The 25,044-nt window shown below is 43.6% G+C and carries 20 protein-coding genes; 7 read left to right on the top strand and 13 right to left on the bottom strand.

Annotated features, from left to right (window positions below):
- The first annotated feature begins 14 nt into the window (after window positions 1-14).
- From B0E43_RS14625 to B0E43_RS14610, 4 genes are all read left to right on the top strand, one after another.
- Window positions 15-770, top strand: a complete 756-nt coding sequence (locus B0E43_RS14625; RefSeq protein ID WP_077351091.1) for a DUF6503 family protein — start codon at window positions 15-17, stop codon at window positions 768-770.
- Window positions 771-785: 15 nt separating this feature from the next.
- On the top strand, window positions 786-1,823 hold the full coding sequence (locus B0E43_RS14620) for a hypothetical protein (RefSeq protein ID WP_254423436.1): 1,038 nt from the start codon (window positions 786-788) through the stop codon (window positions 1,821-1,823).
- 105 nt (window positions 1,824-1,928) lie between these two features.
- Window positions 1,929-2,159 (top strand): DUF2892 domain-containing protein, encoded by a 231-nt coding sequence (locus tag B0E43_RS14615; RefSeq protein WP_077350979.1) that lies wholly within the window; start codon window positions 1,929-1,931, stop codon window positions 2,157-2,159.
- Window positions 2,160-2,295: 136 nt separating this feature from the next.
- Entirely contained in the window at window positions 2,296-3,705 is a 1,410-nt protein-coding gene (locus B0E43_RS14610) for a Gfo/Idh/MocA family protein (protein ID WP_077350977.1), read from the top strand.
- Window positions 3,706-3,737: 32 nt separating this feature from the next.
- Here the strand turns inward: B0E43_RS14610 and B0E43_RS14605 are convergent, their stop codons facing one another.
- Entirely contained in the window at window positions 3,738-4,592 is an 855-nt protein-coding gene (locus B0E43_RS14605; RefSeq protein WP_077350975.1) for a DUF1080 domain-containing protein, read from the bottom strand.
- The gene (locus tag B0E43_RS14600) at window positions 4,589-5,389 is read right to left on the bottom strand and encodes an endonuclease/exonuclease/phosphatase family protein (RefSeq protein WP_077350973.1); all 801 of its coding nucleotides are present in this window, start codon (window positions 5,387-5,389) and stop codon (window positions 4,589-4,591) included. The genes B0E43_RS14605 and B0E43_RS14600 overlap by 4 nt, the downstream gene beginning before the upstream one ends.
- A 216-nt stretch (window positions 5,390-5,605) precedes the next feature.
- On the opposite strand from B0E43_RS14600, the gene B0E43_RS14595 reads away from it, so the two are divergent.
- Entirely contained in the window at window positions 5,606-7,210 is a 1,605-nt protein-coding gene (locus B0E43_RS14595; protein WP_077350971.1) for a DUF748 domain-containing protein, read from the top strand.
- A gap of 26 nt (window positions 7,211-7,236) precedes the next feature.
- Here B0E43_RS14595 and B0E43_RS14590 read toward each other — a convergent pair whose 3' ends face one another.
- Window positions 7,237-7,521, bottom strand: a complete 285-nt coding sequence (locus B0E43_RS14590) for a hypothetical protein (RefSeq protein ID WP_077350969.1) — start codon at window positions 7,519-7,521, stop codon at window positions 7,237-7,239.
- A 250-nt stretch (window positions 7,522-7,771) separates the two neighbouring features.
- On the opposite strand from B0E43_RS14590, the gene B0E43_RS14585 reads away from it, so the two are divergent.
- On the top strand, window positions 7,772-9,169 hold the full coding sequence (locus B0E43_RS14585; protein ID WP_077350967.1) for a S8 family peptidase: 1,398 nt from the start codon (window positions 7,772-7,774) through the stop codon (window positions 9,167-9,169).
- A 51-nt stretch (window positions 9,170-9,220) separates the two neighbouring features.
- Here the strand turns inward: B0E43_RS14585 and B0E43_RS14580 are convergent, their stop codons facing one another.
- The gene (locus B0E43_RS14580; RefSeq protein ID WP_077351087.1) at window positions 9,221-9,841 is read right to left on the bottom strand and encodes an FMN-binding negative transcriptional regulator; all 621 of its coding nucleotides are present in this window, start codon (window positions 9,839-9,841) and stop codon (window positions 9,221-9,223) included.
- A gap of 112 nt (window positions 9,842-9,953) precedes the next feature.
- Here B0E43_RS14580 and B0E43_RS14575 point away from each other — a divergent pair, with 112 nt between their 5' ends.
- Window positions 9,954-12,221 carry a helix-turn-helix domain-containing protein gene (locus tag B0E43_RS14575; protein WP_077350965.1) on the top strand — a complete coding sequence of 756 codons (2,268 nt, stop codon included), beginning with the start codon at window positions 9,954-9,956 and terminating at the stop codon, window positions 12,219-12,221.
- 310 nt (window positions 12,222-12,531) lie between these two features.
- Here the strand turns inward: B0E43_RS14575 and B0E43_RS14570 are convergent, their stop codons facing one another.
- From B0E43_RS14570 to B0E43_RS14525, 9 genes are all read right to left on the bottom strand, one after another.
- Window positions 12,532-14,049 (bottom strand): M20/M25/M40 family metallo-hydrolase, encoded by a 1,518-nt coding sequence (locus B0E43_RS14570; protein WP_077350963.1) that lies wholly within the window; start codon window positions 14,047-14,049, stop codon window positions 12,532-12,534.
- 131 nt (window positions 14,050-14,180) lie between these two features.
- The gene (locus tag B0E43_RS14565; RefSeq protein WP_077350961.1) at window positions 14,181-14,741 is read right to left on the bottom strand and encodes a YdeI family protein; all 561 of its coding nucleotides are present in this window, start codon (window positions 14,739-14,741) and stop codon (window positions 14,181-14,183) included.
- Window positions 14,742-14,968: 227 nt separating this feature from the next.
- Window positions 14,969-15,511: a CAP domain-containing protein gene (locus B0E43_RS14560; protein ID WP_077350959.1), complete on the bottom strand. Its 543-nt coding sequence runs from the start codon at window positions 15,509-15,511 to the stop codon at window positions 14,969-14,971.
- Window positions 15,512-15,998: 487 nt separating this feature from the next.
- On the bottom strand, window positions 15,999-16,943 hold the full coding sequence (locus B0E43_RS14555) for a hypothetical protein (protein ID WP_077350957.1): 945 nt from the start codon (window positions 16,941-16,943) through the stop codon (window positions 15,999-16,001).
- Window positions 16,944-17,097: 154 nt separating this feature from the next.
- The gene (locus B0E43_RS14550; protein ID WP_077350955.1) at window positions 17,098-17,721 is read right to left on the bottom strand and encodes a hypothetical protein; all 624 of its coding nucleotides are present in this window, start codon (window positions 17,719-17,721) and stop codon (window positions 17,098-17,100) included.
- A gap of 255 nt (window positions 17,722-17,976) precedes the next feature.
- Window positions 17,977-19,362 carry an efflux transporter outer membrane subunit gene (locus B0E43_RS14545; protein ID WP_077350953.1) on the bottom strand — a complete coding sequence of 462 codons (1,386 nt, stop codon included), beginning with the start codon at window positions 19,360-19,362 and terminating at the stop codon, window positions 17,977-17,979.
- 1 nt (window position 19,363) lies between these two features.
- Window positions 19,364-22,528, bottom strand: coding sequence for an efflux RND transporter permease subunit (locus B0E43_RS14540; protein WP_077350951.1), 3,165 nt, complete (start codon window positions 22,526-22,528; stop codon window positions 19,364-19,366).
- A 36-nt stretch (window positions 22,529-22,564) separates the two neighbouring features.
- The gene (locus tag B0E43_RS14535) at window positions 22,565-23,704 is read right to left on the bottom strand and encodes an efflux RND transporter periplasmic adaptor subunit (RefSeq protein WP_077350949.1); all 1,140 of its coding nucleotides are present in this window, start codon (window positions 23,702-23,704) and stop codon (window positions 22,565-22,567) included.
- A gap of 448 nt (window positions 23,705-24,152) precedes the next feature.
- On the bottom strand, window positions 24,153-25,025 hold the full coding sequence (locus B0E43_RS14525) for a cation diffusion facilitator family transporter (protein ID WP_077350945.1): 873 nt from the start codon (window positions 25,023-25,025) through the stop codon (window positions 24,153-24,155).
- Between the last annotated feature and the right edge of the window lie 19 nt (window positions 25,026-25,044).

Here is a 25,044-nt window from a genome sequence, read left to right as displayed (position 1 = left end):
TGAACTGCTTTCGGATGAACTTACACAAATACGGATTTTTGATTGCCTTAGCGGCGATTTTTACTTCCTGCGATCAACGAACCGAAGCTCAAAAAATCGTTGATGCTGCGATTGAAGCACACGGAGGTGAAGCGTTTGAAAGCTCCAAAATCGAATTTGATTTCAGGAAAATCCATTACACGATTTACAAAACCTCAACTGCATTTGAATATATCCGGGAATTCAGTGATTCCACCGGAACTGTCAAAGATGTATTGAATAATTCTGGTTTTGTCCGCACTGTAAACGGGGCAAAAATCGACACCTTGACCGAGGAGCGGATAGGGGCTTTTTCACGGTCTGTGAATTCAGTAGCCTATTTTGCTTTCCTTCCCTATGGACTCAATGACGCTGCCGCAATCAAAACCTACCTTGGAGAAACCGAGATAAAGGGCGAAAAATATCACCAAATCAAGGTGACTTTTCAACCAGAGGGTGGAGGAGAGCATTATGAGGACGAATTTATCTATTGGTTTGGCAAGGAGGATTTCCTGATGGACTTCATGGCCTACAGTTATCATACTGATGGGGGAGGAATACGCATGAGAGAAGTCAGTGGAGTGGAAGAGATCGGAGGGATCCGCTTTCAAAACTATCTGAATCTCAAGCCAGAGGACAAAAATACTCCAGTCGAAAAGATGCAAGAGCTGTACATTTCCGGTAAATTGGAGAAGCTCTCCGAAATCAATCTCGAAAACATCCGGGTAGAGCCTATTTCCAAAGACTTTTAGAATCTCCAAAATCTGATGAAGCCCTGGTTCAGCAAGTATCTTTTCAGTTCCGTGGGTTTGATCCTTTTGAGTTTTTTCATTTGGTTTTTCATTCCGGCAGAGACCCTGATCACAACTGAGGAAAAGTGGAAAGGCGTCTGTTGGGTGGGTAGCCGTCAACCGCTTCAGGGTGGAGAAATCCTGGCCTTGAAATCAACAGGTGCTAATGCAATGTCCCAGACTCCTTTTGGCTGGCAAAGTGGAAAAAACGCGCCTGAAATCCGTTGGGACATGAGCAATGAGCGCCGCTGGTGGGGGGAGACTCCCGCTGGAATCCGGGCCACATTGGATTCCTCGGCTCAGCATGGGATGATGAACATGCTAAAGCCACACCTGTGGGTTCGTGAAGGCTGGGTAGGGGAGATCGAAATGCTTAACGAACAGGATTGGAAGACTTGGTTTGGAAATTACAAGGCCTTCATTCTGGATTATGCTCGTTTAGCTGAGGAACTAAAAATGCCCATGCTGTGCGTCGGAACTGAGTTGGAGAAAACTTCTCAGCGAGAAAAGGAATGGAGGGAAGTCATCGCCGCAATCCGGGAAGTCTATTCCGGAAAACTGGTTTATGCAGCCAATTTCACAGAATTCGAGAAAGTAAAATTTTGGGATGCCTTGGATTATGTGGGAATCCAGGCCTATTTCCCCCTTGCCGAAGACCATAATCCCGAGTTGGACGAACTGAAATCCTCTTGGGAAAACCACCTTCCAAAAATCGAAAAGGTGGTCAGAAAGTATAAGAAGCCTGTGATTTTCACAGAAATCGGTTATTGCAATACGGTCGATGCAGCTGTCGAGCCTTGGGTTTGGCCCAATGAGCGCAAAGAAATCCAGTTTTCCGAGGAAGTTCAGGCACTTTGCTATGAAGCATTTTTTGAAACAGCCTGGAAAAAAGATTGGATGGCTGGGGTGTTTTTTTGGAAGTGGTATCCCGAAAGGCACGAAAGGGAACCAGACTTTACCCCTCAGGGAAAGGCCGCTGAAAGGGTGATGACATCCTATTTTTCTTCCTTCTGAAAATCAGATCGTTCTGTGACTTTTGTCATAGTCAGACTGTTTTGTTGGGATTAGCTTTACCTGTGTCAGTAAGGATTTTTAATAGCCACAACAATTCAGGACATCATGAAAAAGAACATAGGAAGTATCGATAAATCAATTCGGTTGATAATTGCGGTCATCTTGGTCAGCTTATATTTTTCCGAAACGCTCACCGGGACTTGGGGTATTGTAGGACTGGTAGTAGCTACAATAATGGTTTTGACCAGTTTGGTCAATTCCTGCCCGCTTTACGGAATTTTGGGAATCAACACAGCAGTCAAAGAAAAGACGACCCAAATAAAAGGAAATGGATAATTGATAGTGCTTTCAAATTGAGGGAAAGACCGGAGGCAAATGCTTCCGGTTTTTTTTTAGGCTTTCTGGCCTAAAAGACGGACTTCATTTATTTTTTTATTAAATAGCCGAAGCAAACCCAAAAAAAGCAGGAATTATTATGAATCGTAGAAGAGAATTTTTGAAATCCACCGGACTGGCTGGTTTAGGCCTTTTCGGAGCAGGAAGCGTACTCGCAGGAGAATTCAAGACCTTGCCTCTTGAGGCAAAATATGGAGCATCCAGAATCCAATCCTTCAATATGTGTGGTTTTGCTGCACCAAAAATAGAAACCGTCCGGGTCGGAATAGTGGGCTTGGGACAGAGAGGTCCGGGTGCAGTGACACGGTTGAGCAAAATCGAAGGAGTCGAAATTAAAGCGCTTTGCGATTTGCTTCCGGAGCGTGCCGAAAAAGCAAAGAAGTCTCTCGAAGGTACTCCCCACAATCCCGAACTCTATTCAGGCAGTGTTTACGCTTGGAAAAAAATGTGTGAGCGTCAGGACCTGGATTTGATCTACATAGCCACCCCTTGGGATTGGCACGTACCAATGGCCGTTTATGCCATGGAATCCGGCAAGCATGCCGCTGTGGAAGTTCCCGCTGCACGCACATTGGAGGAATGCTGGCAATTGGTGGAGACTTCAGAGCGTACCAAAAAACACTGCATGCAACTGGAAAACTGTTGCTATGATTTCTTTGAACTGATGACTTTGAAAATGGCCCGCGAGGGATTTTTTGGCGAAGTACTTCACGTGGAGGGAGCCTATATTCATGATTTATTGGCCCACAATTTCCAAAAGGAAGGCGGTTACCAAGATATGTGGAGACTGAAGGAAAACTACAGAAACGGCAACCTTTATCCCACTCACGGTTTGGGGCCTATTTGTCAGATCTTGAATATCAACAGAGGGGATCAGATGGAATACCTCACTTCTATGTCATCCAATGATTTTCAGATGAAAGCCAAGGCTGAAGAACTTGCCGATAAGGATCCATTCTTTGGTTCATTTGCTTCCAAATCCTATCGTGGCAACATGAATACCACGGTGGTAAAGACCAAACATGGAAAAACCATCATGATTCAGCATGATGTGACTTCACCGCGTCCTTATTCCCGATTGCACGTGGTCAGCGGTTCAGAAGGCTATGCTCAAAAATATCCTGACCAAAAAGTAGCCAAAGGCCACAGCTGGATGAAAGAGGAAGAAATGAAAGACCTTCAGACCAAGTACACTCCGGAGATCGTTCAGAAAGTCGGTGAACTTGCCAAGCAGATTGGTGGACATGGAGGCATGGACTTTATGATGGATTGGAGATTGATCGATTGCCTGAGAAATGGACTTCCTTTGGATCAGGATGTGTATGATGCGGCGCTTTGGAGTTGTATCACTCCGCTAAGTGAGTGGTCAGTGGCCAACAGATCCAATTCGATTGATGTGCCTGATTTTACTGGCGGAAACTGGAAAACCAATAAACCGGTGCCGATAACCCTCGAAGGGGGTGGAAATACCAAAGTGAGAGTATAAAAATAAAGGGAGGTGTTAGCCTCCCTTTATTTTTAATTTTCGGTTAATGCCTGATGCACCGCTTCCTTTAGCTTTTTGGGGTTGTCTTTTATTCCATACAAATCCACTAATGCTACTCGTCTGAAATCGATGGGATGGCTTTCGCTCTGAAGGGAAATGTATCCTTCTTTCAGGAGCTTGCCGTCTATTTTCACTGCAGGGTCCACAGGATTCACACTTCCCCCGCCGATCTGTGGCTTGAAGTAACTGAATACTGTATCTGTTCCCACTAGATGGTAAACTTCCTCATCTCCTAAGACAATGAAATTCGCCTGAACCCATTGGTCACCATGATAGGTCTGGGATTTGGAAGTGATGCAATGAGGGGTGAAAAGGGTGTCAGCCATCACCACATTGGTTCCGGGAGTACATAGGTTGCAGGTGGTGCGGGGATCTTTCCCGTTTCCACCTAGGAATTGAGCCTCAATCGAAATCGGGAAATCCTGATCTTTCAACATCGTCTTTGGATCTTGGGAATGCAGCATCGCACCGCTGTTTCGCAAAGCCCATCCTTCTCCTCCCGGACATTGCTCACCCACAAAGCGGTATTCGACCTGGAGCAAGTAATAGGAGAAAGGCTTTTTGTAAAAAATGTGTCCGTATTGTTTGTCAAATTGTGTGTAGCCGTCGTAACGGACTTGCATCATTCCGTCTGCCACCCGGAAAGTATTTGCATAATTGTCACCCAATTCATGAGTCCGAATTTTTGGAGTCCAATCTTTCAGGTCTTTTCCATTGAAAAGCTGGATCCATTTGGTCTTGGCAGCTTCATCTTTTGATCCTTGGAAGCCAAACACCACCAAAGACAAAAGGATTGCAATAGGAAGAATTAAGGTAGATTTTTTCATTCTGGGTTTTCTTTTTTCAGTCTGAGCACTGCCCAGACAGGATAATGGTCTGAAAAGGTGATGTCGGTTAAAACTTTGTATTCCACCAGCTCCAACTTCCGTGAATCATACCAAATATAGTCAATCCTGGCCCCTGACTGTGCTGTTCCGTAGGTGTTTTGGAGATCCCCAGCCACTGCCCCAGCCTCTTTCCAATGCTCCGGAATACTTGCGTATTCCGGAGAATCCGGGGTGAAATTAAGATCTCCAACCCAAATCACAGGTTTGTTCAAGGAGTCAGCATAAGAAATAATGGAATCAAGTTGGGCAATTCGGTTTGCCTCAAATTCATGGCAGAGATGGGTTGCTCCAAAATAGAATTCATCCAGGGATTTGAGTTCTGCTTTGACCCAAGCTATGGCCCGGGTCTCTCCTCCTGCAGGATTTGGGAGTTTAATTGTATGGTAATTGGAGCCTTTTTTTACCAAAAGCCCTTCACCATAGCCACCTCCGTCATATACCATGGCCTTTCCAAAGTAACCTCTATATCCTGTTTCCTGGCTTAATTTGTAGACATAATCTATGGGTTCTCCATTTACAACAGAAGACCTTACTGTCATGCTGTCAACCTCTTGCAGAGCAATGACTTCAGGTTGAATTTGAACCAATAAATTTGCAACATCCGCTAAATTTGGGCTAGAAGGCTGATCTGCCCGTTCACCGTGGAGAATATTATATGTTAAGATTTTGATCTCTTGTGCTGAAATTGGGAAAGCAAGGATACAACTTGCAATCCAGACAATGAAAAATTGCTTCATTCCCAAATGTATTAAAATGTGATTTACCCACGTACCCAATTTTGACGAAGGGAAAAGAAATTGTTTGTAATTGGTTGTTTCTTTAAATCGGCTCGACTCTTGTCCTGCATTCCTGAGAATGAAAAATATCAAGTTATGCCAATTGGAAATTGGGCATATTTAGTGTTCTGATTGTGAAGTTTTTGTCTCCTTTTTCAAATTCGAAAAGAAATCCCAATGAAAGTTTTAAAAATTTTAGGAATATGTTTCGTCATTCTAATGGTTTTGGCGAGCATTGGAGTGTATTGGGGAAATAATTGGGTCAATCAAAATCTAGAAAGTATCATTAATTCAAAGCCCGATCGAAAATACAATTTCAGCTTTGAAAAATTTGATTTTGACTTCTTTCAGCGCGTTATTCTAATTTCAGACGTACATATTTCACCCGCTGGAGACCAGGAAGGGGTATTTGTGCAAGGGCATGTTTCTCAGGTTTTTTTGAATAAACTTAATTTGCGAAAGCTATATCTCAATCGGGAAGTTGATATCAAAGAATTGAAGTTTTCAAATCCTGAGTTTGTAATCCACATTCCCCTAGAGAATCCCAAAAAAGAAAGAGCTAGCCAAGCGCTTCAGGGTTTTTTTGGAGATATCCTGTCAAGGGGGGGAATTGAAAACTTTGAACTGGGGAATGCCAGTGCACGGATTGTTTTGGGCGAAGAACAGGTCGGGACTTTGAGCAATTTTAATATTGTTGCTACCGAACTCAGAACAGATTCTTTGAAATGGAATTATCCTATTCCGTTTGACTACGGCAGAATTTTCATTTCGATAGACAGTATGGATTACAAAATGGCCAATGGCCAGCAATTTAATGTCGGAAAAATCGGATTTGATACCCAAACCCAGCAGCTGAAATTGGAAAGCATTTCTTTGAAATATCCTGAAGGGCTTAGAAAAGCTTCAACTCAAGTGGAGTTCCAAACCGATTTAATTGATTTTGAATTGGATTCCCTGGTTTTTTCCGGATTGGAAGCCAACAGTAACCTGTTTTCCGACATAGATATCAGAGCCAGAAAACTTGAAATTGCCGGTCTGATTTTGGATGATTTTCGTGACAAAAACCTCTCGCGACCCGAAGAAGAAATCAAGCCTTTGTTTCAGGGGATGGTAAACAAAATTTCATTTCCACTCAAACTCGATACACTTCAAGTCACCAATAGTGCAATAACCTATTCGGAATCAGTTCCGGGAACAAATGACATCTGGAAGCTCAGCTTTGACCATTTAAACGGTGAATTGGTCAATATCACAACGATTCCCGAGCTTCAGACCAAGTATCTTCATTTTGGCGGAAAGTTTACTGGAAAAATTGAAAACAGCGGAATTTTGGATTTGACTTTGCAAGTGCTTTACGACAAGGATGAGTTTGTAATGGATGCCAACTTTTCTAATTTCAATTTGCCAAAGCTGAATGAGATATTGAACCCTATCATGAACGGAGAGATCTTAACAGGGAATTTGGCCAAAATGAATCTGAAGATTCATGCTGATCAGATGAAATCAACGAATAAGTTCAGATTTGACTACACAGATTTGAAAATTGAGCTTTACCAAAAAGATTCTCAGAAGAAAAACAAGCTTCTTTCCATTGCGGCCAATATTGCAATCAATACTTCGAATATGCCTGGTGAGAAAAGATACATGACTGTAGATTATAGTACCCAGCGCAACCGGTATCGTGGGCCTTTTCACCTGTTTTGGAAAAGCACAAAAGAGGGGATCATGCAGATTGTACCAGGTGGAGCCGCAAAGGAAATTCTCAAGTCCTCTGAAAAGTAAAAAAGCCGAAGACCGGCTTTTTTACTTTAATCAAATAATCTTCCAAGGTTTGCAAAACCCTCCTTGAAGGACTTGAGGGAATCCCCGAGAATTTCTTTTATTTCCTCCCACTTTTCCTCGGCGTCATCCTCAAGTCCATCTATTTTCGCTTCAAGTGCATCTTTTTTTGCCTTTATGGCATCCATTTTTTCCTGAAACTCACTTCTGAGTTCTGCTGAGATGCTGTCTTTTTTTGCATCCAGTTCCTGGATTTTTGATTTGGCATCGGCAAGTGCTTCACTTGCATTGGCTTTTATTTCCTCTTTTGTCATGATAAAAATGAGTTTAAATGAATGGCAAAAGTTAAGAAAAATTGTCCCTGGTTTTACGCCAAGACAAGCATATGAAAGTTGAAAATGAATAATCAATTAGTAATTCCTTTTTGATTTATTGAATAAGACCTCCAAAAATCAAAAGCTTAAATATGAATGAGTTGTGACTGCCTTGAAAAGAAATGCCATCAATAGGATTTGAACTTTGGATAGCTTAAATTTTATAAAGAACCTTAACCAATTTAGCCTTATGAGAAAAATTTATTCTTTGCTGTCCTTTTCAGCCCTATTGGGTTTGGCAGCATCCTGTGGAGAAACTATCATCGAGGATGATGTGGTGGCTGGAGATGCCACTGAACAATTGTTTGAACAAAGTTTTGTTCCGGGCCAACTTTTGATCAAGTACAAGTCGGCAAACAAAGGGTCCCGATTATCTCAGGATATTCTCAACATGATCCAGGCAAGCATAGTGGAAGAAATCAAAACCAGTTCTATGGAATTGGCAAATGCCCGAAAAGGGGAAGATTCAGGAGATTTGCTTCTTGTTGAATCCAAGCTTGGAACCATGGAAGCCATCGAGCGACTTAAAAAAATGCCCGAAATCGAGTATGCAGAGCCTAACTGGATTTACCACCATTACGCAACTTCCAATGACCCCTATTTCACCAATGGTTCACTTTGGGGAATGTCTGCCGGTGGAAACCAAAATGGTTCTCGAGCCAATGAGGCTTGGGCTGCCAATAAACTGGGTTCTTCTACTGTTTACATCGGAATCATCGACGAAGGCTACATGTACACCCATGAGGACCTAGCTGCGAATGCCGGAGTAAATCCAGGGGAGATTGCCGGCAATGGTGTAGATGATGATGGAAATGGATACCGGGATGATGCCTATGGTTGGGATTTCGATGGAAGAAACAACAGTGTTTTTGACGGAACAGGCGACGACCACGGTACCCATGTGGCCGGTACGATCGGTGGTGCAGGCGGAAACGGCAAGGGCGTAGCCGGAGTGGTTTGGAATGTGAAATTGATTGGAGCTAAGTTTCTTGGTACCAGAGGAGGTACCTTGGCCAATGCGATCAAGGCTGTGGATTATTTTACGGATTTGAAAACCCGTCACGGGTTGAATATCGTGGCAACCAATAACTCTTGGGGTGGAGGAGGATTTTCACAGGGTCTGAAAGATGCCATCGATAGAGCAGGTGCAGCCGGAATTCTTTTTATTGCTGCAGCAGGTAATTCCGGTACCAACAACGACACATCACCCAGCAGCTACCCATCCGGATATACTTCAGCCAATATCATCGCAGTGGCTTCGATCACCAACAGCGGAGCTTTGTCCTCATTCTCCCAATATGGAGTAACTACTGTGGATATTGGAGCACCTGGTTCTGCCATTTGGTCTACCGTTCCTATTTCCGTTGGAAAAGGTAAAAATGCAACCATAGGTTCTGGCTATGCGAGCTACAATGGGACTTCAATGGCTACTCCTCACGTATCGGGAGCGGCAGCATTGTATGCTTCATCGAATCCAGGCGCAACGGCTACCCAGATCAAGTCTGCAATCATGAGCTCCGCTACCTCAACTGCTTCTCTTTCCGGGAAAGTTTTAACGGGAGCCAGATTGAACGTTTCAGGATTCTAATTGCATAATCTCCCATAAATGAAAGAGCCCCAAATAGGGGCTCTTTTTCCTTTAAAGGGGTCTAATTTTTCTCATCTCCTCCGCTATCTCCTTATCCAATGGAAACGGACTTTCGTCCAGCTTTTTGACAATATTCTGGTAGTTGACATCATCCCTGTTTTGGGAAAGCTTCGCGCTTGCCTTTACTTCTTCGATTTTCACTTCGAATCCAACCAATGCTCTTACCTGACTTTGCACATAGGCTTCAGACATGGTTTCGACACTTACCCGGTTTGGTCGGCCAGTTTCATAGGTATTCACAAGTGATTTCAGGTGATGCATCAGCTCTTCGCCTTCGATAAACCTGATTTTCCCATAGACATGCACAGCAAGGTAATTCCAGGTAGGCACATTTTCATGATTGTACCAGGAGGAGGAAATGTATGCATGTGGACCCTGAAAAATAACCAACACCTCTTGCTGGTCGGGAATGGACCTCCACTGGGGATTGGCTCTAGCCACATGTCCGCTCAAGATAGGATTTCCCTCCCCATCCTGATCCAGGACAAAAGGGATATGAGTCGCCCAAGGTTTGCCCTCAACCTGGCTTACCAGTGTTGCAAATGCATTCTTCTTGATGAATTCAATGATTTCAGGTTCGTTTTCCCAGGTGTTTTTCGGATGGATGTACATGAAAGGAAATTTGAGGTTTGAGATTTGAAATTTAAGAATTCGCATTCAAATGTCAGGTCATTTTTAACGGTTACAAGATTGGCTTTACCTGTAAAGAATTTAATTTAGTTGAATGGAAAATCAATCGACCGACCGATTGGAGCTGGCGGCGAAGTTTATCAACAACACAGGAGCTCCGATTTTTTTGACAGGTAAGGCAGGAACGGGGAAAACCACTTTTTTGAGGGACCTCAGCAGGCTCACCCACAAGCAGTTTGTCATCGTAGCCCCGACCGGAATCGCTGCCCTCAATGCGCGAGGAGTGACGATTCATTCTCAATTTCTGTTGCCTTTTGGATCATTTCTTCCTACTCGGGAAGCAGAAGGGAATTTTACCGATCAGTTTGGCTTTTTTACACAGCAGACACTGGCTCGAAAACATCCCTTAAATCAGCTTCGAAGGAATGTACTCAAAGCCATAGACCTGCTGGTGATCGACGAAGTCAGTATGCTGCGAGCGGACATTCTGGATGCGATTGATTATCGGATGAGGAGTGTCAAGCGAAATTACAAGGTTCCCTTTGGGGGAATTCAAGTGCTTTTGATCGGTGATTTGTATCAGCTGCCTCCAGTGGTCAAAGATCAGGAATGGGCCGTCCTGAACCGCTTTTACAATTCCATGCATTTTTTTGAGGCAAAAGCGCTTCAAAACTCCGGGATGGTCTACCTCGAGTTGGACAAAATCTTTCGGCAAAGCGATGATGTTTTTATTCGGATATTGAACAATCTGAGGGACAACCGCGCTACTCCGGAGGATGTGAGAATCCTTAATCAACATTTTAAAACGCTGGATGAAATCCGGGATTTGCCGCCAACCATCACCCTGACCACCCATAATTACAAGGCCGACGAATTGAACCTGAGAGAACTTCGGGGGCTTGACAGTCCTTCTTTCTTCTTTGAGGCTGAAGTGGATCGGGAATTTCCGGAGACACTTTTTCCGCTTCCCAAATCCATAGAACTGAAAGTCGGGGCGCGGGTCATGTTTATCAAAAACGATTCCTCGGGAAATTCTTCCTATTTCAACGGTAAACTTGCCACTGTTACCAAATTGGAAAAGGAGGAGGTCATCGTGGAACTGGACGATTCCCAAGTGGAATTTGTCCTTCGAAAAGAGCTTTGGGAAAACAAAAAATACCGAATCAATCCCGATACCAAAGAGCTGGAAGGGGAAGTGATAGGGACTTTTACCCAATATCCCATTAAGCTGGCTTGGGCTGTGACGGTTCACAAAAGCCAAGGCTTGACTTTTGACCGGGCTATCATCGATGTGGGGCAGGCTTTTGCGCCGGGGCAGGTTTATGTGGCTCTTAGCAGATTGAGGACCTTGGATGGCTTGATTCTCCGTACTCGGGTTCAGCCTGAAGTGATTTATTCAGATCCCAAGGTGGTTGATTTCACCAAAGGAGCGGGCCTTCAATTGGACTTGAGTGAACTTCTTTCTCAAAATCAGGTAAACTATCTCAACCGGCTCATTCAGGAAACTTTTGAATTTGAAAGTCTGATCAAATCCATCAGCCAGTTTGACAAAGATCAGGACAGCAGCCTGGAGTTTGAAGATGAAAACCTGAGAAAGGACCTTCCAGACATCTATCAGTCCTTGGAAGCAGAGGGGGAAAATACACGGAAGTTTAGGACACAACTTCTGGTGCTGCTTCAGCAAAACCAAGAGCAAAAACTTCTCGAAAGAGTAGAAAAAGGAACCGGATATTATCTCAATTTTCTCCAGGGTATTTTGGAAAAGCTGATGCTTCATCAGGCAAAAGTGGAGGACTTCTCCCGAATCAAAACCTACCAAAACGGTCTCGAGGAACTCGAATTGGAACTGCTTCGTAAATACTTGGACATTGCCAGGTCCGGGCGCTTGATCCAGGCCATCTCCAAAGGAGAGATCACCGGGAAAATGCCGGATCTGGAGCAGCAGATTGCTCAAAAAAGGAAATCTATCCTGGATAAACTTCGGGAAAGCCTCCCTGAAAAAGCCAAAGCAAGCACCAAAACCGGGAGGAAAAAATCTGTTGAAAAAAAGACAAAAGCGCCAAAGGAGAAGAAGGGGAGCTCAAGCTTGCTCAGCGTCCAGATGTTTCTCGAAGGAAAAAGTCCGCAGGAAATCGCCACAGAAAGGGAGTATGCGCTGACGACCATCATGGGACATTTGGGAGCTGGAGTAAAATCAGGTACACTCAAACTGGAGCAACTCGTGTCGGATGAGGCCATTCGAGAGATTCAACCTTTGGCTGGAAAGTTTGATTCGCTCAAACCCTACTTTGAACATTTCGGAGGGAAATACGACTACGGCACGCTGAGATTGGTGTTGTTTTCGGGAGAGGAGAAGGAATGAGTAGAATTTTTGATTTACGAGTTACGAAGTACGAGGCTATAGAAGTTGTTGGACATTGGACATTGGACATTGGACATTGGACATTGGACACCTTTCCATTTTCGGGCTTTAAAACTTTTCAACATTCAAAAAATATCGAACATCGAATGTTGAATATCGAACGCTGAGGTGACTGAAATCCGAAATCCGAACTCCCAAATCCGAAATTCAGGGAATCCGGATTAACTCCGAACATCGAATGTTGAATATCGAACGCTGAAGTGACCGAAATCCGAAATCCGAAATCGGAAATCCTGCCTACTGTGGAACCTTAATAAATCGGCTCGCTCAGCACACTCATAATCGTCAAAATTCCCTCCTTGTAATTGCCCAATCTCAGGTTTTCGTTGGGACTGTGCTGGTTGTTGTCGGCGTTGACTGTTGGGATCGCAACTGCCGGAATTCCCAACGCATCCACAAACGGAGAAATCGGAATCGAACCTCCGGCAATTCTGATCTGAACAGGATCTTTCCCAAAAGCTCGGTACATGGCTTTTCTCAACCAAACTCCGGCTTCAGAATCCATCGGTGTGCGAAAAGCCTGGTAAGAAATTGACTTTTCCATCTTGACGATTTTGGGAAAGTTCATCCGCTCCTCATCCGTCGGATCTTTGCTCACAATGTGAAATCCCTGAGCTTTTATATGAGCTTCAATCAATCCAAAAAGGCGATTTGGGTCAGATTCAGGAACCAGCCGGATATCCAGTTCCGCCACCGCAGTGGCTGGGATTATCGTCGTGGCCTGTGCACCGGTATATCCTGAATTCATCCCGCGGATATTCAAAGATGGGTAATTGATGCTTTCCTGGTAGGATTTGCCCACTTGGTCCGTACGCCCAATTCCCAAACGCTTTTGCACCGCAGGTTCATCGTCAGGGACTTTCGAGAAAATTTCCCGCTCTGCATCCGAAAAACTGATCCCATCATAAAATCCGGGAATCACCACCCGTCCCTCTGTATCCTTCATGGAAGCCAAAAGCTGAGCTAAAAGTAGGGCTGGATTTGGGGAATAATTCCCATAATGGCCACTGTGTTGGGGTACTTTTGGTCCATAGGTGGTGAGTGTCAGATCAGCAATTCCCCGCGCACCATAACTGAGCGTCGGTTCATTGCTGGTATGGCGGGGACCGTCCATGATTAACATCAGGTCAGCTTGCAGTTTTTCCTTGTATTGTATCACAGCTGCCGGAAGTCTTGGGGAACCCTGCTCTTCCTCAAAATCCAAAATGACTTTGATATGGTAATCCGGTGCCATACCGGCCTCATTCAGTGCATCCAAAGCCGCAATAAACATCGCGATTGGACCTTTGTCATCCGAACTTGACCTCGCAAAAATCCTCCATTCGGGGTTATATTCTGATTTCAGCCTTTCCATGGGAATCGGTTCCCATTTTCCCGAAGTGTTTTGTGTTTTCAGGACAGGAACATAGGCATCCGGCTGATCCCATTTGCTGATGTCTACTGCTTGCCCATCCACATGGAAGTAAAAAAGTGCGGTTTTGGCGGCATTGGGCTGTTTTTTCTCCACAAGGAGAAGTGGAATTCCACCTGTATCCAAGCGTTCTTGGCTCCATCCTCTGGCCCCAAATACCTGTTCGCACCATTTGATATTGACTTCGATATCCTCGGGATTGACGGCGTCATTGGGCATGGAGACGATTTCAGAGAGCAGGGCAATGGCAGGCTGCCACTGCTTTTCGGTCAAGGCTTCCAACTGGTCACGGTTCGGTGTTTGGGCTTTAATCCCAATGGAAAGAAATAAGCAAAATGCAAAAGCAAGGATTCTCATAGACGGGGTTGGTTTGTGGAAAAGTAAACAGAAGTCAGGATTTTCAATCTTGTGCAACTTCGGAAGTTATTATACCTATTCAACTCAAAATCAATAGGTCAACCATTTAATTTCTGATCATCTAATTCTAGTCACCGATACTTATCATTCAGCCCAATTCCTTCCAAAATCATGGGAATGATCTTTTCCATGCGGGCGATTTGGGTTGCCTCGCGCTTGGCGGATTCCAAGTATTCGATGAATTCCTTTTTCTTAAATGGCGACAGGGCTTCAAAGGCGGCATTCAATTCTTCGACTTCATCCAACTTTTGCTGAAAGAATTCAGGAATGACCAATTCTCCGGATTTTTCAGGCTTCCAGACTTTGCCCAATTCCTCATTTCTGATCGCCTCGCGGATGTACTCCAGGATTTTTCCTTCTTCTATTTCCCCGGAATCCTGAAATCGCCAATGCCTTAGGGCTTTGGTCACCCCATCCTGAGCATTGACTAGTTTCTGATAAGGATCTGACAGAAACACCCCGTTGTAAAACCAGAGGCTGAAGTAGTTTTTGAATCCCAAAGCAGCGACCACGTTTTTCCCTTTGTAGGTGTAGACTTTTATGCCCCATTTGATGGCTGACTCTAGTCCTGCTTTCTCAATAATGGATTGTAGGCTATGGATTTCTTCTTGCCACAGTTCTTCTCTGTTCATAGGTTTTGAGTTTTTAGGTTTCGCAAAATCGGGTCTCTGGCAGAGTGGAATTTGGGAAAAGTAAGAAATTCAAGGCATGAGTTCAATTCTTAGTCAAATGCTATTGAAAGGGATATGGAGGGCTTTTGAAACTGATTAAAAAAAAGGATGTAGCCCAACTACACCCTTTGTGACTTAAAGCTTATCTGGTCTGTGAACCCTGTTGTATAATTTTTTGAAAGGTAATTTCAATAAGCAGGTTCATTGTTGAAATTTCCAGGAGGATCATAATTGCAAACCAGAATGTATTTACCATTGGGATTTACAGCCATTCCACATCCGACTTTTGTTGTATTTCTCCAGACGATCTGCGTGTAATGGCCGCAGGTAGTTCCGGGGAGGCATTTTCTGGTATTGGTGTCGAAATTCACTTTTTCTTCTTCGCCCCAACCCAACTTCACTCTCTGGGCAGGAGTATCGCCGGTGATATATCCACCCGCAATGTTTTCACCAAACCCGGATCCGGAATGCTCCAAAACCCAAGCTTCCTCTTCGTTCATTTTCGCGACCTTTTTGGCCCACTTCTGGGCTTCTTTAGCCAAATCCTCCGACCAAACCAATGGCGGCACACTAACTTCTTCCCGGAGGGAATTGTGTGCGTCAAGGACTTCCTGGATGTTGAGGGTATCGTTTGATTGATCTGTTAAGTTGACCACTTCAAATCGGTTTTGGGTCAAAAAGGATAAACCTGAAACCAAAAAGACAGCTAAACTTATAAGTGTTAATTTCATTTTCGTTAAGATTTAGTTTTATTGAAAAATTTAATTAAATGTAGCTTAAAATATTGGTTGTCAGAGAAATAAGCGCCTTTTTTGGGTTTGCAAAATTTTATGATTTATTGCAAAATTAAACAAGTATCAAGTATTGGAGCTGGAGATATTCCCTAATAGGTTTACCAATGCCGACAATGCTTACCGCTTTGCCAGAAGGAATATTCTAAGTGATCATCTCTATCGAAAGTCGAAGAAGACCTTGGAGACGGCTTAAGATTAGGAATTAATGAAAATGAAAAAGAGCTGAAGGGATGAACTTCAGCTCTTTTTTGGGTTTAAAATATACTTTTTCTGATGGTTTTTAACGTTTTGTGTATATGACTTGTGACGGTTTTCGAAGCACTTTCTTGTCGGTTGTCGGTTTACAACAAACTTACTTAAATGCTCAAAGCTTGAATTTACCTCTTTCACCGCCATAAGTTATATACGCTGTTGTGCACCTGCTTTATTCTAATTTTAATTCAAATTCTCTTATCAATTTTTCTAATCTATCTTTTGATTGGTAAAATTTTTTGCTGTCCCAAAGTATTCTGCCTGAAGCGAAGTCGAATGATTTACATTCTGTCAGTCCATCCATTAAATAGCCACGGCTTCCATTTCTTGGATCAACTGTGATGACACTTTCCTTAACTTCCACTAGTTCATATTTTTGATCAAATGATGATGGTTTGATTGCAATATTCTCGAAAGAAAGTTTGTCCTGAACACTAGGGTAGTAGATAGCTTCAATTGAACCATTTTCAAATTCATTAAATATCTTGCTAGCAAAGTATGCGCTAAAAACGTAATCAAGATGATTATTTGAAGTAATTCTTTTTGAAAATGAGTCCGCAATGAATTTGGCTAGGTCAAGAATTTGAGACTTGATATTCTTAGGATAGTCTCTTATCAACTTTTCGAACTCTTGATTTATCTCAAACGTCCGTGGGTTGATAACGTCTCCATCAGGTTGATTTCTAAAAATAGGACAAAATTTCAACGTTTGTTCAGATTTCAGTTGCCAAGTCGTTTTGGTTATTAAGTCACCAACTCGAGGCTTCAGTTCATTTAAGACAGTCATTATACCAAATGCGCCATATAAAACACTTTCATTCGGTTGATTGCAACGTCCGTATTTTTTGACTAATTCATTAGGGGGATACTTTAAATACTTAATTTCGTTAATACGTCTATTCTCTCCAAAAATTCTATTATTGATTGTCAGTCGGCAAATTTCGGGAAAGGTGTCTTCCAAGACCAAATGCGAAAAGAACTTCAAGGAAAACCCGAGCATTGATTTCACTTGTTTTTCTATCAGAGGAGTCACCCCATCATGAGATAGCCTTTTCAGAAATTCGAGCAAATTCTGAAAATTTTTTACTTCTGTTTCGTCAATTTCAACGATGCTCATTTTTTAGCTTGCTTACAACGTTTCGCGGCTCTCACAACAGTCGGCGTCGACTGGAAATGAGAATTATCTGCTAATGGAAACGAAGTTATGAAAAACGAATCGTTCAATTACTCTGAACGAGCCGATTGTGTGTAGTCGTTGTTAGCAGAAGTACTTATAATCCAAGTAAATTTATTTCCGGTAAATCAACTTCTGCTTTTTTGGCTTTAATATTTATATCATTTATGAGATCAATTAATTTGGATTTACCGTCTATTTGTCTATAATCACTGTATAAAATATGATAATTTTTTTCTCCAATGTGAGGTCGTATTATGTCTAAATTCCTCTCAATTTTTCTACATGCTTTTATAGTCGATACCTCTTTTATCAACATATCAGAATATATAATAATTATTGGTATTCCCATTACACTGATAAATACATTCATCCTTTTCTTCCTTTGCACCAAATAAGTTATTGGGTTAAATTTTCCACCAGTTTCTAATACAGGGCTATCCTGTTTAGCGTAAACTCGGTTTATCTTGTTATAAAAATAATATGGAGAGCATAAAATAATCGTGACAATAAGGACCGCTGGCAAGACTTGAAAGAATAAACCGCCTTTTCCGACATCGCTATAAAGATGATCGACATATCCACTATATATAAAGGTGGCGACACTAACGAAAATCGACCCTAAAAAGAAGAAAAAGTCTTTTAAAAGAACATCGTATAGGAGAGATCCAATTGCTCCAATTATCAGGACGCCGACGAGAGTTTTAATTTTATAATACAATTTTTATCTGTTTTTAGTTTTAGTATTTCTGCTAACTTGTTTATTTATACACCTTTGGTGCACCTATTTGCCAGAAATGGCAGCATTTGTGTTTCTTTTGGGTGAACTTTCTTTCTCAATAACGGCCTAAATCCTTCTCTCCACAATACCCAGTACTGGGTATTTTTTGATATTTTCGATAAAAAAAAAGAGCCGAAGGATTTCTCCCTCGGCTCTTACTTCTGTCTCCGGTCTTTCGTCTTAGGTCAACTCAATTTACCATCCACCCCCAAGCGCTTTATACAGCCTCACGGTAGAAGTTAGCTGATATTCCAACGCTAGAGATTTTTCAAATTCGGAGTAATACAACTCGCGTTCGGCATCCAAGACCTGCAAGAAAGACGTATAGCCATTGTCATAGAGCGCTTTGGAAAGCATCAGCGATTTCTCTGTGGCTGCCACTTGCTTGGTTCGGGCCTCGTATTCATTGGTGTAAGTTCGAATCTCAGCTAGGGAGTTTTCCACTTCAGCAAAGGCTTCGATTACAGTCTGCTCGTATTGGAAGGCAAACTGCTTTGCTCTAGCGCGTTCGGCTTCTACCCTTCGTTTATTTTGTCCAAACTGAAAAACCGGAGCTGCCAATTGACCTGTGATTGATCCCAGGACGGCATTGGGTACAAAGAGTTTGGAAATATCCGGGCTGGCGACACCAAAAAATCCGGTCAGACTCAGGGTGGGAAATCTCATAGCTACAGCCATTCCAATCCGCTCAGTTTGGGCTACCAACAGCTGCTCAGCACCCACGATATCTGGTCTTCTGGTGAGGAGTTCGGAAGGAAGTCCGCTCGGAATCTCCAATGGGAGTGATTGTTGGTTGTTTTGAAGGCCTCTTACGATAGGGGAGTAAGGTTTTCCGGAGAGAATGTTGAGGGCATTTTCCACGAAAATGATTCCCCTTTCCAGACTGTAAATTTGGGCCTTGGCATCGGCGGCGATTTGTTCGGCCTGCAGTTTGTCCAATTCAGAAACCTCACCTTGCTCGAATCTCAGATTGATGATACGAAGGTATTCCAGTCGGGATTCATAGGTTCGTTGGGTGATTTTGTACCGCTCATCCAGGCCTCTCAGATTAAAATACAACTCAGCAATCTGCGCGACCAAGCTGATGTAGATCGATTTGCGGTTTTCCTCAGTGGCCAATAATTCCGCGTAGGCGGCCCGATTGGCATGTCTCAGTTTTCCCCAAATGTCAATTTCCCAGGATACATTTCCCAAGACTGAATAGGCGTTGGAATTAAAAGCTACGCCAGCTTCGGAAGCCCGATCACCAAAATCAGATGCCCGTGCTGCCCCGCTTACCCCAAAGGCCGGGCCCATGTTGGCTTTGTTGTAACCCAAAATGGCCTGAGCTTCCTCTACCCGGGCAACAGCTGTAAGCAAGTTGAGGTTGGAATCCAGCGCATATCGAATCAGTGACTGCAAAGCGGTGTCTTGATACACTTCCCACCACTCCAGGTTGGTGATGGAGTCTGCGGAAGTAATAGCAAAAGCATAGCCCACCGGTGTTTTCGTTTCTACGGTTTCAGGTCGGGAATATTTTGGTCCAACGGCACAGCCGGAAAGAACCAACAGGATGATTATCGGTATGATTAACTTATTCATATCAATGAGTCGGTTCAGAAGGTGAAACAGCAGGAGATGCAGGTGGGATGGGTTTATTTTTCTTTCCCCCCATGCTTTCTATCAACACATACAAGCCAGGGACCACGATTACCCCAATAATTGTTGCAATCAGAGTTCCGCTGAATACGGCCATACCCATTACTTTTCTTGCTTCGGCACCGGCACCAGTTGCTGTAAGCAAAGGAACCACACCAAGCATAAAGGCAAAGGAAGTCATCAGAATTGGACGAAGTCGGAGCTTGGCAGATTCCATTGCCGCTTCGTATAATGTTTTGCCTTGCTCCTCATGAAGCATTTTGGCAAATTCCACGATCAGGATGGCGTTTTTGGCAGTCAACCCGATCAACATCACAAGGCCGATTTGGGCAAAGACGTTGTTAACATAACTGACACTCCAAAGCCCTCCCAGCCAAAGTCCCAGGAATGCTCCCAAGATAGCTGCAGGTACTCCGAGCAAAACTGAGAAAGGCAATGTCCAACTTTCATATTGTGCGGCCAAAATCAGGAATACGAAGATCAAGGCCATCAGGAACATGGTGCCTCCGGTACCTTCCGCAGCTTTTTCTTGATAGGACATATTACTCCAGGCATACCCGATTTCTTTTGGCATGCCGGCAGCTACTTCTTCCAGTGCTTTGAGTGCGGCGGCAGAGCTATATCCTTCCTTTGGTGCTCCGGATATTTCCGCAGCGCGATACATGTTGAATCGGTTGGTATAAGAAGGTCCTGCATTGTCCTCTACCGTGGTGATGGTGCTGAGGGGGATGATTTCTCCGGCTTTGCTTCTGACGTAATATTTTGCAAGGTCATCCGGTTCTAATCGGTTTTTGCCCTCGGCCTGGACAAAGACTTTGTATTGTCGGCCAAATCTGTTGAAGTCGTTGACATAGGCACTTCCTAAATAGGTAGAGATTGTACTGGTCACTTCGCTTAGATCAATGCCTAGTTTTTCGACTTTGTCAAAATCGATGATGATTTTTTTCTGAGGGACATTGGATCGGTAAAGCGAAAAGATACTCCCAATCTCTGGCCGTTTTCTGGCTTCGGCTATAAAAGCCTGAGTTTGTTCGTCCAGGTATTGTGGCGAATTTCCGGAGCGGTCCTGAAGCTGCATTGTAAAACCTGCGGATGTTCCAAGACCTTCAATCGGAGGAGGACCAAATGCAATAGTAGACGCTTCGGTGACAGTTCCTCTAAATGCCTGATTAGCTTCCTGAATCAGCTGTTTTGCAGTTTTGGTTCGCTCGTCCCATGGTTTCAGGGAAACGAACACGAAGGCATTGCTGGTAGAATAGGATTGGGTAAGCAAGCTATAGCCCAAAACCATGGTAGAGAATTCGATTTCCTCTTTTTCTCCCAGAATTGCCTCTACTTTTTTCGCCACTTCATCTGAGCGTTCCAAAGAAGCCGCATCAGGAAGTTGCACGTTGATTAGGAAGTAGCCTTCGTCCTCCTCCGGGACAAATCCGCTTGGGATTCCACCGTTAAGAAGTACAACTCCTCCAGTTACAAAACCGATAATGATCAGTGATCGGATCGACTTTTTGGCTACTGCACCGGCAATTCCGGTGTATCCTAAAGTAAATTTATCAAAGCCACGGTTGAAGGCATTGAAGAAGCGCTGGAGCAGCCCTTTGGATTCTTTTTTGGGCTTCAAAATAATGGCTGAAAGCGCTGGACTAAGCGTCAATGCGTTGAATGCAGAGAACAATACCGAAATCGCAATCGTAATCGCAAACTGCTGGTAAAGCCTTCCGGTGATTCCTCCAGCAAAGGCAACTGGAACGAAAACTGCTGCGAGAATCAAGGCGATGGCAACTACCGGGCCACCCACTTCTTTCATGGCTTTTTGGGTAGCTTCTTTGGGCTTCATGCCATGCTCAATGTTGTGCATTACGGCTTCCACGACCACAATCGCGTCATCGACGACCAGACCTATGGCGAGGACTAGCCCCAAGAGAGAAAGCACATTGACCGAGAATCCCAACATCGGGAAGATGATAAAGGTACCGATCAGGGAAACCGGAACAGTAAGCAAAGGAATCAGCGTCGCTCTCCAGTCCTGAAGGAACAGGAATACCACGATGATTACGAGCGCAACAGCCTCAAATAAAGTGTGGATGATTTCCTCAATACCCACGGAAACTGCACGCGTAGTATCAAGAGCAATATCGTATCTCAGGTCCTCAGGAAAGTATTTTTGAAGGTCAGCGACGGTAGTCTGAATTGATTCGGCAACTTCCAATGCATTGGAACCGGGCATTTGATAGACCACGATGGTGGAGGCTGCTTTGGAATTCAATCGGCTGGAAGAGTTGTAATTGTCGAGGCCAAGTTCGATCCTGCCGATGTCCTTCAATCGGATAATAGATCCTTTTTCATCCGATTTGACTATGATATTCCCGAATTCTTCTTCCGTCACCAATCGCTCCTGAAGCGTAACTGTGTAAGTATATTCGACACCTGCCGGGGATGGTGGAGCTCCGAATTTACCACCCGGAGCAATTGCATTTTGCTTTCTGACAGCGTTGGAAACGTCATTCACTGTCAGGTTAAGCTTGGTCAATTGATCAGGATCCAGCCAAATTCTCATTGAATAATCCGCGCCACCGAAGAGGATTACGTCCCCGACACCTTTGACCCGCTTGAGCTGATCGACGATATTGATGTTTGCGTAATTATTGAGGAAGGAAGCGTCATAGGTTTGGTTTGGTGATGACAAGGAAACCAGCATCAAAGGAAAGACCAGGGATTTTTTGGTAGTAACCCCGAAGTTTTTGACCTCGGTAGGCATTTTTGCACTTGCCTGTGAAACCCGGTTTTGGGTCAGCATGTTGGCGTTGTCCAGATCAGTACCCACTTCGAAGGAAACCTGAAGTGTCAGTGATCCATCTGCGGCATTGATAGACTTCATGTAGAGCATCTCTTCTACACCGTTTACCTGCTGTTCGATCGGAGTAGCCACGGCTTGCTCCACGTTGACGGCATTTGCTCCTGTGAAAGTTGTAGTCACCTGAACCATCGGAGGGGTGATGTCCGGGTACTTGGATATCGGGATTCCGCCCAGGGTAATCAGACCCATAATGATCATCAAAATTGAGATCACCATGGCGACTATGGGCCTTCTAATGAAAAACTCACTCATATAGCTAAGGAGAAAATTATTGGAAAAAGATTCGGTTTAGTTGCCTTTTGGAGTCCAGGCTTGTTCAATTACCTCGATTTTGGCATTTGCCGTAAGGCCGGCCGAACCTATTATCGCCACACGATCCCCCGGTTTCAGCCCACTTGTGATGATCCAAGCGTCTCCGACTTTCTGTCCGGCCTCTATGGTGGTTGCCTTCAGCGTGCTGGAGTCAGATACTGTAAATACCTGATTTAGATTTTGGAGCTGGAATACCGCACGTTGTGGAATCATTACCGCTGCAGATGCAGTCTTAAGCAAAACCCTTGTTTTCACAAAAAGTCCCGGGCGAAGGAGTCCGCTTGGATTTGGAAAGGAAGCCTCAATAGTAAGGGTTCCGGTCTTGGGATCAATTTCACGGTTGGCAAAATCTATTTCACCTTTTTCAGGAAATACCGTTCCATCTGCCAATAACAACTCAACGCTTTTTCTTGCATTCGAAAGTTCCTCTGGGCTAAGTTGGGCAATTCTCAAATATTCTCTTTCGCTGATTTGAAAACGAACCCTAACTCCGTCAACACTAGAAATAGTGGTGAGCACTGAAGTCCCACCAACCCGACTTACATAATCACCAACTCTCACATTGGAAATACCGATAATTCCTTCGAAAGGAGAAGTGACCCGTGTATATCCCAATTCTATTTTGGCATTTTCCAGGGTGGATTGGGTGGAGGCAACATGAGCTTTTGCTGCTTCGTATTCAGCCACCGCGTTATCCAGATCTTTTTTACTCAGGGCGTTCATCTCAGTCAGAGGTCGTACCCGGTTTAACTCATTTTCAGCTCTGACCAATTCGGTTTGGGCACGGGTAACTTCACTCGCCTGTCGATCAAGGTTGTTTTTGTATTCGATATCATCAATGGTATAAAGAAGGTCTCCTTTTTTCACGACTGATCCTTCTTTGAAATTCACTGAGGTTACCCATCCTTCTACCCGGGCACGGATATCCACATCTGATTTACCATAGACTTGGGCGACAAATTCTTCATAAAGCGGGACATCATTTTGAATGGCTTTGACCACATTGACCTGCATGGGGGGAGCTACTGTTACCACTTCTTCCTTACAGGCAACCAGCAGAAAGAGTAGTGACAAAGAACCCAAAAACTGGGTTTTTGTATTAATTGGAAATTTCATAGGAAATGGAATTAAGCTGGGTAAATGTCTCGCTCACGATATTTAAGCTTTTTTTTGTAAAAACAGGCCTTTGGTGAATATGGAAGAAGGGTTTTTGAAAAATTCTATTCCTGATTCTGAAGCCATAAACCAAAAGTTGCCAATAATTACTGTAAAAAACCTGAGAAAAATCAGGTTGCATCTTGTTTAAACTATTTATTTTAAAAAATTGAGGATTTGAAAAATTGATTTTCAGCATTTTCTCCACCTCTCAAAAACAATAACAATCGGGCACCTATCGAAGTCGAGGTGCGGTAAAATAAAATTTGGTTACCGGTATAATTCTGTATTTCCATATTTAAAAAAATTAACATGTGGCAATCGAATAATTTCTGGATGACATATAGTTTGACTTAATTTTCCCCGAGAATAACCCTCTAGGAACAATTGCAAAACCGAAGATTCCTACTCATTGAAAATAGGGTTCTATATGAATGAGCACGTGGCCAAGCTGGGGAATTTCTTTTCTTAAGGTGTCTTTAAGTTTATGTGCGATGTCATGGCCTTCTTTGACAGTCAGATCCCCCTTTACCTTGGCATGGAGATCAACATGGTATTTCATCCCTGCCTTTCGGATAAAGCACTTTTCTGTGCCTTCCACACCTTTTACACTCAAAGCAATTTCCCTGATTTCCCGTGTAAGTTCTTCGAAATTGTTTTCGTCCATTACCTCTCCCAAGGCTGGGCGGAAAATCCCATAGCAATTGTAAAGAATAAATCCGCAGGCAACCAAGGCCGCGTAATCATCCGCAACCTCAAATCCTTCACCTCCGAAAATTGCCACCGTGATTCCAATAAATGCGGCGATAGAAGTAATCGCATCCGATCGGTGATGCCAGGCTTCGGCTTTGAGTGAAGAGCTTTTGAGCTTTTTAGCCCGCCTGATGACCACCTGATAAGAGATTTCTTTCCAAAGAATAATTCCGCCAAGGACTATCAAAGTCCAGGAAGAAGGCAATTCGTGGGGAGTCTGAATGTTGATAATAGCTTGCCATCCAATCGTAAATGCAGAAACAATCAAAAAGGCGACGACCAAAAATGTGATCAAAGGTTCTGCTTTTCCATGACCGTAGGGATGGTTTTCATCTGCCGGTCGAGCGGCGTATTTCAATCCAATCAAGACCAAAAAGGAGGAAAAAATATCAACAGTTGACTCAATACCGTCTGCAATTAGTGCATATGAATTGCCAAAAATACCTGCCAGGAATTTTATTACGGCCAAAACCGCATTTCCTAAAATGCTAAAAACAACGGTGCGAATGGCTAAATCTGGCTTGGACATTTTTTGAAATTACAAATTA

It is taken from the genome of Algoriphagus sp. A40 (genome assembly GCF_002002735.1).
GTDB lineage: Bacteria > Bacteroidota > Bacteroidia > Cytophagales > Cyclobacteriaceae > Algoriphagus.
The sequence above is the reverse complement of the archived record's forward strand: the minus strand, read 5'-3'. Positions and strand labels throughout refer to the sequence as shown.